The sequence below is a fragment of the Agathobaculum sp. TL06 genome (assembly GCF_054658635.1).
In genome coordinates this window covers 1-10,831 of record NZ_BAAGGY010000040.1, presented here as the reverse complement: position 1 = coordinate 10,831, position 10,831 = coordinate 1, and the positions used below count along the sequence as shown (strand labels likewise).

Here is a 10,831-nt window from a genome sequence, read left to right as displayed (position 1 = left end):
AAATGGCGAAGATGATCTTCGTTGTCCGCAACAACACCATTGATGATTCGGCTTACGAGAACAACTCCTCGAAGATGACCGACATCAGCACTCACTGGGCCAAGGGCTACATCAAGTTCTGCGAGTCCCAGGGCATCATCGCCGGCTACGGCGACAACACCTTCCGTCCGGACGCGACCGTAACCGGCGTAGAAGCGGCCAAGATGCTGCTCGTTCTGGCTGGCTACGACGCTGACAAGGCCGGTCTGGTAGGCTCCAACTGGTCCACCAACACCCTGCGCTACGCGGGCGCTGCTGGCATTCTGGACGATGTAAACGCCGGTCTGGAATCCGGTCTGCCGCGCCAGTACGCCGCGCAGATGATCTACAACGCGCTGGAGACCAACCGCGTCAAGTGGTCCAACGACTCCGGCTCTTTTGACGACATCCTCAACGGCGGCGTCAAGGAGACGGTCGGCAAGGCTTACATGGGCCTGTGCTATGACTACGGCACCCTGGTTTCCATCTCCAAGGACTCCCTCTCCATCGTGCTGAATGACAGCTACAGCTCGGACAACTACCACGGCTGGCGCACCAACAACAACAGCACCTCCTGGGTTGGCGGCGATGTGACCTTCACCAAGGTCAGCACCGATTACTCCAACCTGATGGGCCAGACTGTCAAGGTCATGTTCAAGGATGGCAAGACCAACGACGTGCTCGGCGTTTACCCGACCTCTGACAACACCACCTACTCCACCGTTATGAACGCGGTTGAGGCTGACGGCGCCAAGATCAAGTTCGGCGGCAAGTCCTACTCGCTGGAGAACAGTGGCGTTACGGTATATGTCAATGGCGAAGTGGTGAATGACGGGGCAAATCCCTCCGTTGTTACCCTGAAGAAGGCCGGCGATTTTGACAACGACTTTACCAATTCCACCACCGGCACGACCCTGCTGACTTCTTCCACTGACTATGTCGGCAGCGCACAGGTTGGTTCCAAGAGCTTCGACGCTCGCCCGCTCAACCGCATCTCTGCGGACGAAGTGATCTTCGTTGACTCGAACGACAACGGCAAGATCGACACCGCGATCCTGACCACGGTTGACGTAGCCAAGGCTACTTATGTTTCCTCCGACGAGATCGTCGCGGGCGGCACGACCTACAAGTACGAGGACGAGCAGATTGCTGACGATATCGAGAAGAACGACTATGTCGCGATCCGCGAGGACCTCTACAACGATTGCAAGTCCATCACCCGCACCGAGAAGCTGACCGGCGTTAAGGTGACCGGCACCAAGGACACCCCGAACCAGTACCTGATCGACGGCTCCTGGTATGTTGAGGGCGCGAACGCTGATATGAACAGCGCGAAGTCCGGCGACACGGTTGATTCCTACGTTGTGAACGGTGTGGTTTACTACGCAAAGCGTGCTTCCGGCGAGAACTCCACCCTGTCTGACGTTGCGATCGTTATGGCGGTCGGCACCGACATCCAGGGCGACAAGGTCAAGATCCTCAAGCTGGACGGCACCACCTCCACCGAGATCGTCGATATCGACAACGACCCGGGTGCAGGTTACGTTGCAAAGGGTGATCTTCAGGAGGGCGCTGCTTACGAGTACTCCGTCAAGGGCGGCGAATACCGCTTCAAGCAGCTCGATCAGACCACGGATTACTTCGGCGATTACACCGCCAAGATGAAGGATAATAGCGCTCCGGCGACTGCGACCGATGGTATGGCTATTACGAAATCTACGACCCTTACGGAGTACGCGACCGCGGGCAGCGACAAGTACATCGGCGGCGTCAAGGTCGACGATTCTGCGAAGATCGTCCTGATCGACAAGTATGCCACCAACAGCGCTGATTACAAGGTCATTACCGGCAAGCAGTTCAAGTCTCTGGCAACTGTTGCTTCTGCGGCTGTGTCTCCTAATCCGGAGACTGGAAGTGCGCTTCAGGCAGGCGGCATCGCGGCGTTCATCTCCAAAGTCAACGGCGTGAACCGCGTAACCTACGGCGTTGTTGCGGTTGACGGTATTGCGGACACCTTTGTCACCAACGACAACTACGGCTATGTTGTTGAGAACTCTTACAAGTCGGATGACGGTTACATGGTTTACACCATCTGGAACGGCACCGAGAATGTAAAGGTTCAGGAGAAGAGCAATACGAAGCGCTCCAAGGGCGACGTTCTGGGCTACTCCTCCATCACCACCGAGGACGGTCTGGCTGACGGCGTTGTCGGCACCATCGAGGATGTTGATGATAACTTCGGCCTGGTCGACAACGGCATCGTTTACGGCGTGAGCGACGATCAGACGACCATTTCTCTGGATGGCTCCAACACCAACGACATCACCAAGGATACCATTGTCCTGTACGTTGACACCGACGACCACAAGGGTTATGAAAACGGCGAGATCCAGGAGGCCGACGACTTCGGCTCCGGCAAGATCCCGAACGTTATGTATAAGCTGGATGGCGCGGCGGCTGATTCGGACGTTGAGCTGCTGGTTGTTGACGTGAAGAACAACCTGCACGGCGCGTTCTCCTACACCTTCGGCACGGGTGCAAGCCTGGCCGATATCAACACCGCGCTGAGCAAGAGCGACGTTAACGTTATCCTGAACGGCGAGATTCCGGCTGGCACTCTGACGGTTGGCTCTGGTAATACCCTGACGCTGGCAAATGGCGCTGAGGTATCCTCTAATGTAACTATCAGCGGCACAGGCACGATTGAAGTTACAGGTATTGTTGAACTTACCGGTGGTAAGTTGGATATTCCGGATGCGATCACTATGAAGGCGGGCGCAGGCTTCGATGTAGCTAAAACTGCTACTCTGGATTGGGAAGATCCCAAGTTTGAAGCTTTGCAGGGTGCTAACGCAGCATTCTCTGTACGCTGTGTAAATGGCGATACCGATAATCTGGAAATCGTGATTAAAGAATCTGTTACTCTGCAGTCTGGTAAGGCGGGTTCCAGCGACCTGGGCTCCCTGACCATCCCCGCGGGCGTGACCGTAACAGTTCCTTCTGGCTCGACCCTGCAGTTGGGCGGCACGGTTACTGTAAATGGTTCGATTGATGTACAGTCTGGCGGCAGCATCTTCTTTACTGATGATGGCAAGATTACGTTTGCTGCTGGAAGCGACCTGGATATCGATGGCGGTGCAACCAAGGTTGTCGTAAACGGCACACAGGTAAAGGTCGTATCTGGCACCAATTCGGCTGATATCATTAGTGCGATTGGCGGCGCGACCATTACTGCTGGTGATTCTTTCTACGAAACCAGCGATAGCGGTTCCACTTGGACGGCTGTATCTACTGCTTCGTAAAATCGTTTACTGATTCAAAGAAAACCCCCGACTTTCGTCGGGGGTTTTCCCTTTCCGCGCTTTATTTGAACGCAAGATACCGGTACGGCGCCATGCCTGTGCTGGAACGGTCGCTCCACCAGTCCACTGCGAAGCCGTTCGCAGTGAACCGAATACGCTGATAGGGGCCGGTGGGATCGCTTTGCGCGCCCGGCCAGATCATCCACAGCCAGCTCCAGTCGCGCGTGATCTGCTGCGGGAACATGAGCAGCCCCTTGGGCTGAAAGCCGAGAACAATTTGGTCTGTCTGCTGTTCGCTGCTCGGCGTGTAAGTGCCGAAATACACCTCGCATTTTGCGGTCAGCGCGCTCTCGGCTGTTGCCAGTCGGGTATCGAGCGCACTGTCCGCGGTTTCGCGGGTCTGTGCTTCACTGGTCAGCGCGGTTTGTTCGGCTTTCGCGTCCAGCTCGGCGGCAAGCTCGCCCGAGAGCATCTCTCGGTCGATCGTGTCCCCGAACGTGTCCACCACGATGCCCTCCACCCGCGCTTCCAGCCGCGAAGCGTCGTCGCAGATTCCGTTGACTGCCTGCCGCAGCTCCTCCGGACTGCTGTCGAAGCGCGCTTTCAGCTCGTTTGCCGGTAGGCTCGGCTGGTCGGGTAAGTCTGTAATTTTGTGCGTGAATTGTGTGATCTTGTGGTCAGAAAAAGACATGGTTTCCTCCTTTTTGTCGGTGCCGCCCGCACGCGTTCCTTGGACAGCGCGCGCGGGCGCGCGTGAGGCGGAGCCGCCCCGTCTGGTTTTTCATGTGCGGGGAAAGTAAGCAACCGTTATAATAGCCGAAAAAACGGAAAGCGCAAGGGCAAATACTTGCCCTTGCGCTTTTTCCCGTTTCTGCTATTCTGATAGACGCTTACTTTCCCGTGTCGGTGCAAACGGCGGGCAGGGAACCCCTCACGCGCGCGCCCGCGTGGTCAGAGGAACGCGCGCGAGGGGAACTCCGGCCGCCCCAAACAGAAGGAGGTTTTTCATGTCATTCAGCGATCATAAAATCACAGCGTTTCAACACAAAATCACAGACTTACCCGACCAGCCCACGCTCGCGCCGAACGAGCTGAAAGCGCGCTTCGACAGCAGTCCGGAGGAGCTGCGGCAGGCAGTCAACGGAATCTGCGACGACGCCTCACGGCTGGAGGCGCGTGTGGAGGGCATCGTGGTGGACACGTTCGGGGACACGATTACAGAAGAAATGCTGTCCGATGAATTGGACGCAAACCTGATGCGGCGAAGCGACCTGTATTTCGGCACCTACACCGGCGACGGTGTGTATCCCCGCGAGATAACGCTGGGCTTTGCTCCCAAAATGGTGTTTATCATGCGCGCGGACGGAATGACCGGTTCCACCGGTTACACCTATCAATTCCTTGCGTTTCCGGTCGAGGAGTCTGAACAACCGGACTATTGCCTGCTTACGCAAACCGGCTTTCGTCTGAACAGCCCCGGCGACAAGTCGCGGATAAATGCCAAAGATATAAAATACGTCTATATCGCCTTAAAATGAAAAGGGAAAACCCCCTCGAAAGAGGGGGTTTTTATTACCCTGTAACTTTCACTCAGGCAGTAATACCCGTGAAAGTATAAGTAATAGTGGTAACACCATCAGAGGTCGCAACAGCCGGATTCTGAGAACCTACCTGACCAGTGCCAGAAGCCAGTCCGTCAGCAAAAGTATGGTTGTCATCCGGCTCAACCGTCAGAATCAGCTTAAAGTCGCCCGCACCTACAACTGTCGTATCGTTCAGGCTAATTTCGCCCTTCTTCCACTCGACCTTAACAACCTTTGCACCATCCACGGTAATTGTATCAGCCTTTGCTTCCGCGAAGTACTTGCCATACTCTGGTGCAACAGCCTCGTTAGCCGTCACGGTAAGAGAGCTAATCTCCGCCTTATTAACGGTGAATTCAACCGTCTGCGTAATGCCGTTGGCCTTGACAGTCGCAACGTAGTCACCAGCGTCGGTGTCACCCTTCATGGTGATTGTCTGTTCAACACCAGTACCGTTTGCAGTCAGCGCCACACCACTAAAGGTATCAAAGGTATCCTTCACGTCGGTTGCAGTACCAGCCTTAACGATCTTCTCGAGCGTAACAGCGCCAGCCGTATCCTCAATCTCGGAGTCGCCCTCGTCAATCGGGAAGTTAGTCGCAGTCAGATCAAACTTGAAAGTGCCTGTCTGGCCGAAAGTGTTATTGTTGGGAGTAACATCGCCCACAGCAATTTTAGCAGCCTTTGCATCCTCCTGCACATCATCCAGCTCAAAGCCGTCGAACGCGCCGGTGGAGTCGATGACCAGAACGTCGATATCCTTGTCGTCGCTGCCGGCCTCGTCCATGATCCAGAACGCATTGACCAGATACTTGTCAACGCCGCCATCCTTATACTTGGAGCCCTGCGGCAGCTTGTCGCCGTAGGTGTAGTTCAGGCCGATTGCCTTGTCGCTGTCAGCCTTGGAGTCTACCATCAGTACGGTGGTATCAGCAGTAACATTGAACTGCGCACCATCGATTGCAATGTAGCCGGAAACATTGGCCTCATTGCCGCCGCGGTACAGGTCGGTCGTGTTCAGGGAGCCGGAGGCGTCCTTCGCGTCCTTGATCGTACCGTAAACCTTAACATCGTTGATGTAGCCATCCGCATCAATTTCGGAATAGCCGATCAGCGTACCCTTAGCGCGGGCATTCTTGCTGTAGGAGGTATCCTCCGTAACGGTCACATTCTCAGAGCCGGTCCAGATGGTATACTTGACATCGCCGCCTGCCGCCTGGCTGCCGCCGGTGACAATGTAAGCATAGTTATCGCTGGACTCGCCGACCAGATCGGTGCTCTGCACCTTGACCGCCGCCATCTTGACGCGGGTCAGGCCGTCGGTTTCCTTGGTGAATACCGCGGTCGCCGCATCAGTGGTGGTGAAAGCGTCGTCAGCCAGGGACTTGAACTGCTTGCCGGTGATCTGCTTGGAGCGGCCCGCAGTGGTGTACAGAATGATTGCAGCATCGTCAGCAATCTTGGTGTCGGCGATCTCGTCAACGCTGCCGCCCTGTGCGTCGTCCTTGTTAGAAATGTACTTGTAGCCGTTGTACTTGTCGTTCAGAGTCAGGTTCTCGAACTTGGTATCCGAATCAGAACCGGAAATCTTGTAAGCGGTGCCAACAGTGAGGGAAACGCTGTCGTCAGACATGGTAACCGTCTTGGTGGAACCGTCGAAGAAGCGGATCTTAGCCTGATCGCCGTCCAGGCCGCTGGTACCCTTGCCGATCACTACGGCTACATCGCTCGGGAACGAGCCGTCGCCGTCATCGGTGTCAAGGTCGAGTACAACGCCGTTGAAGACATAGGCCTTAACCGTATCACCGGTGGAGACATCGGTATCCTCGGAAGCCATGTTGTACCAAGTGCCATCCAGCTCGTACTGAACGTAGCCGTCCTTTTCCTTGTAGCCGGTCAGCTCGGTGGTCAGGATGTCCGCGCGGACGATGTCCTTGCAGTCCTCGTAGAGGTTCTCAGACATAACCGCATAGTCGTCCTTCACGATTTCCTCGTCGATGTTTTCATCCTCAAACTCGTAGGACTTGCCATCAAAGGTGATCTTATCGGAGCCAACATAAGTTACCTGGCCGCCGGTGTAGGTGGTGATGATCGCGGTGTCGATCTTGTTGTTGCTGTCGGTGTCAACAAAGACAACCTTATCCATGGATGCCCGGTTCTCAGCGGTATCATCGAAATAATCCAGCGTTTTAGATACTTCACCCGCGCCATCAATGATAGTTTTGATCGCATCCACGTCGTCAACCGAGTAGGAGGAGCCGCCGAACTTGATCTTGGAGCCGTCCTTCTCAGTCGCATTCATGTAGGTGGAGTAAACCGTATTGTCCGAGATCGCGTAAACGCCGAGGACATTGTTGGTCTTGCCATCCTTGAACATGACCTTGACCTTCTGGCCCAGCAGGCTGGAGTAGTCCGTGCCTACCTTGGAGAAAGGAACCTTGCCACTACCACTATGGTAGTTGTCAGACGAATAGGTGCTGTCAAGCTGAATCTCCAAAGAATCCGTGGAGATCTTGATCAGGGTGCCGTAGTCATAGCACAGGCCCATGTAAGCCTCGCCGACGGTCTCCTTGTAGCCGCTGCCAAGGTTGTCGTCAAAGGAGTCGGAGTCGGTGGACCACTTGACACGGTTGGTCTCCAGCGTGTTCGCGATCATCTGCGCGGCGTACTGGCGCGGCAGGCCGGACTCCAGACCGGAGCCTACGTCGTCCAGAATGCCGGCAGCGCCCGCATACTTCAGTGTGTTGGTCGCCCAGTTGGAACCGGTCAGACCGGCCTTGTCAGCGTCGTAGCCGGTCAGAACGAGCAGCATCTTGGCCGCCTCTACGCCGGTTACAGTCGCGTCGGGCTTGAAGGTGTTGTCGCCGTAGCCGGCGATGATACCCTGGGACTCGCAGAACTTGATGTAGCCCTTGGCCCAGTGAGTGTTGATGTCGGTCATCTTCGAGGAGTTGTTCTCGTAAGCCGAATCATCAATGGAATTGTTGCGGACAACGAAGATCATCTTCGCCATTTCCGCACGGGTAACGGTTGCGTCCGGACGGAAGGAGCCATCGGGGTCGCCCTCGATAACGCCCAGCGCCGTCAGCATGTTCACGGCATCCTTGGCCTGGATATCGGCCTCATCCGTGAACGCCGCACCGGCAAACATGGTGAACGCGCACGCGAACGCCAGCACCAGTGCGAGAACCTTTTTCTGATGGCGGATTATAGAACAAAAAACCTTCCGTTATTTGATTTTTCGTATAAAATAACTGAATGAACAAACTTTTTTTAGAAGCATCCATTTTTTATCTGCAAAAGCCGCTTATGCGGGTCGCGCCTGTTTGGCACAAATGAGCCCTCCAAAAGTAAGAAAAGAAATTTGTATATAATATAACAAAACAGCCTCCCTTTTGGGGAGGCCGCATCGAACGCTCTCTATGCTTTTCGGCTGAGGCGCTGCTGCATATATGCATGCGCATTATTTTCCAGCGTATCATCCAGCGGGGATAGCGGCTGAACAACATCGTATTTTCGTTGTATCGCCTTCTGCAGGATAAAATCGCACAGCTCCGGATTTTTGGGAAGCAGCGAACCATGCGAGTAAGTGGCGAACACATTTTTATAGCGCGCCCCTTCGGTTTGATCCTCGCCGTTGTTGCCGTAGCCGCTCAGCACCATGCCCAGCGGCGCGACATCTTCGCCCAGATAGGTTTTACCCGAATGGTTTTCGAACCCTACCACGATCGTCCCGCTGCTTTCCGGCGTTGTGCGGAACATATAATTGCCGATCATACGCTCTTTGGCGCCTATGGTATGGATATTGATTGCTCCGATAAAATCCATCTGACTGCCGTCCCAGGTTTTATAATACTGCCCCAGCATTTGATAGCCGCCGCAGATCGCCAGGAATACCTTTTCATCCTCGACCGCCGCACGGATGTCCCGCGCCTTGCCGCCCGCCAGGTCACGCAGCAGGACCTCCTGCTCGAAATCCTGACCGCCGCCGATAAAAAAGATATCGTATGCTTCGATATCCAGAGGCTGCCCGATTGAGCATTCCTCTATATGGGCCGCTATACCGCGCGCTTCCAAGCGCCTTTTCATCGTTATGATATTGCCGCGGTCGCCGTACAGATTGAGGATATCCGGATATAGATGACAGATATTCAGTTCCATTTCCCGTCTCCTCCATTATTCATAAAATGCCTTGATATCCGTATGCCGGCTGATCTCATTGCGCAGGTCGAACATCGCCGTATAGGTCGGCATCAGAAAGGCTGGCGTTTCATCCGCGCCCACGCGATCCAGCAGAGTCTCATACTCCTGCACGACCTCCAGCCTGTCCGTGTGGAAGCCGGCATATTTCAAGCGGAGCGCCATATCGTCCGCACGGACGCCGGAAACCAGGATCTGGGTGAACCGTTCCTGCTGTTCCGCCAGCGCCTCAAAATCAACGTCCCAAATCCAGCTGATATCCGTTCCGTCCGCAAAGCGGTCATTCAGAAGAAACGCCAGTTTATAGCTGCCTTCGTCATGTGCGATCAGGTTGATGACCTGATTAAAGCCCGCTGGATTTTTGACCAGCATCATCCGTGCCTGCGCTTTGCCGAGTGTAAACTGCTCCGCGCGGCCAAATCCGCATTCAAATTGCCCCAGTGCGCTGACGGCCGTCTCATCGTCAATACCGGCGACATGGGCGGCTGCGGCTGCGGCCGCAGCATTGTAAATATTGTAGCCGCCCGGCAGATTCACATGTACGTCGTGCGCCCGTCCACAGATATCCAGCACGATATCGGAGGCATCCGCACCGGCCGTCAATATCTGGGTGACCGCTATGGACGGCGTTTTTCTGCCATATCCGCAGTTCGGGCAATGGAAGCCCCCCAGATGGCCGTACGTCACATAATCATACTGATACTCGGTCTTGCAGTGAATGCAGTAGGGGGCGTCTGACAGTTCGTGCGCCGCATGCGTATAAATCGGCACGTTGACGCCAAACCAAACCACCCTGTTAGGGATCTTTTCAGCCAGCGAGGCGGTAAGCGAACAATCCGCGTTCAAGCACAGCACAGCGTCCGGAATATGCGTGATGCCTTCCCGAATAGCGTTGAGCGTATGGGTGATTTCGCCGTACCGATCCAGTTGGTCCCGAAATATGTTATTGACTACCAGGCATTCGACCGGCAGGAATTCGCTTGTTTTCCGGAACGCGGCCTCGTCGCATTCGATCAGCGCATGGGTATACCGGCATTTTCCGGAAAGGGAACAGTGCTGGGCAAATACCGCAATAATGCCGGTCAGCAGATTTGCGCCGGATTTATTGGAAAAATATCGAAACCCCGCATCCGAAAACGCCTGTTCAATCATGCGGGAGGTGGTGGTTTTGCCGTTTGTGCCGGTCACAACGGTTACTTTGACACCCTGCGACAGCTCTCCCAAAATATTTTTATCGATCTTCAATGCAAGCTTGCCGGGCAGGTTGGTCCCGCCGCGTCCCATTTTGCGCAGCAGCGCACCGGATGCTTTGCATATTATAACGGCTATCCTGGTTTTGAGCTTCATAAACTGCCCTTTCTGTTTGTAAAATGATATATAAAAGTATACCGCATTTTGTATCCTTGTACAAGCAGGGGAAAACAGAAATAGTGTTTTTGCACAAAATAATTACAAAATTTTTTCTGAATCGCGGAAGTCGAATTTGGCGATTTGATTTGTTTATTATTAGTTATCCAATATTTTCCTAATACAGAAAAGTTTTTTATTAAGACAGTTTTGGCCGCATTTCAGCAATTTTCCCTGCATTATGTGCAGTATCGCGCCATCAGAAAAAGGTTCTCGCACTGGTGCTGGCGTTCGCGTGCGCGTTCACCATGTTTGCCGGTGCGGCGTTCACGGATGAGGCCGATATCCAGGCCAAGGATGCCGTGAACATGCTGACGGCGC

At 54.6% G+C, this 10,831-nt stretch carries 6 protein-coding genes; 2 read left to right on the top strand and 4 right to left on the bottom strand.

What is annotated here, in order from left to right; translation table 11 throughout:
* On the top strand, positions 1-3,320 hold a 3,320-nt coding region (locus ACYQ3S_RS15160), incomplete at its 5' end, for an S-layer homology domain-containing protein (protein ID WP_459690182.1).
* Between the two features lie 61 nt (positions 3,321-3,381).
* Here the strand turns inward: ACYQ3S_RS15160 and ACYQ3S_RS15155 are convergent.
* Positions 3,382-4,011, bottom strand: a complete 630-nt coding sequence (locus ACYQ3S_RS15155) for a hypothetical protein (RefSeq protein WP_459690180.1) — start codon at positions 4,009-4,011, stop codon at positions 3,382-3,384.
* Positions 4,012-4,327: 316 nt separating this feature from the next.
* On the opposite strand from ACYQ3S_RS15155, the gene ACYQ3S_RS15150 reads away from it, so the two are divergent.
* Positions 4,328-4,858 carry a hypothetical protein gene (locus tag ACYQ3S_RS15150; protein ID WP_459690178.1) on the top strand — a complete coding sequence of 177 codons (531 nt, stop codon included), beginning with the start codon at positions 4,328-4,330 and terminating at the stop codon, positions 4,856-4,858.
* A 52-nt stretch (positions 4,859-4,910) separates the two neighbouring features.
* Here ACYQ3S_RS15150 and ACYQ3S_RS15145 read toward each other — a convergent pair whose 3' ends face one another.
* The 3 genes from ACYQ3S_RS15145 to ACYQ3S_RS15135 form a co-directional block, all read right to left on the bottom strand.
* On the bottom strand, positions 4,911-8,081 hold the full coding sequence (locus ACYQ3S_RS15145; protein WP_459690177.1) for an S-layer homology domain-containing protein: 3,171 nt from the start codon (positions 8,079-8,081) through the stop codon (positions 4,911-4,913).
* Between the two features lie 242 nt (positions 8,082-8,323).
* Positions 8,324-9,064 carry a type 1 glutamine amidotransferase gene (locus ACYQ3S_RS15140; protein WP_459690176.1) on the bottom strand — a complete coding sequence of 247 codons (741 nt, stop codon included), beginning with the start codon at positions 9,062-9,064 and terminating at the stop codon, positions 8,324-8,326.
* Between the two features lie 15 nt (positions 9,065-9,079).
* Positions 9,080-10,450 (bottom strand): MurT ligase domain-containing protein, encoded by a 1,371-nt coding sequence (locus ACYQ3S_RS15135; RefSeq protein WP_459690174.1) that lies wholly within the window; start codon positions 10,448-10,450, stop codon positions 9,080-9,082.
* Positions 10,451-10,831 lie beyond the last annotated feature (381 nt).

Coding starts and splice junctions, on each gene's coding strand:
- ACYQ3S_RS15155 (WP_459690180.1), bottom strand. CDS start 4,011: ATGTCTTTTTCTGACCACAAGATCACACAATTCACGCACAAAATTACA.
- ACYQ3S_RS15150 (WP_459690178.1), top strand. CDS start 4,328: ATGTCATTCAGCGATCATAAAATCACAGCGTTTCAACACAAAATCACA.
- ACYQ3S_RS15140 (WP_459690176.1), bottom strand. CDS start 9,064: ATGGAACTGAATATCTGTCATCTATATCCGGATATCCTCAATCTGTAC.
- ACYQ3S_RS15135 (WP_459690174.1), bottom strand. CDS start 10,450: ATGAAGCTCAAAACCAGGATAGCCGTTATAATATGCAAAGCATCCGGT.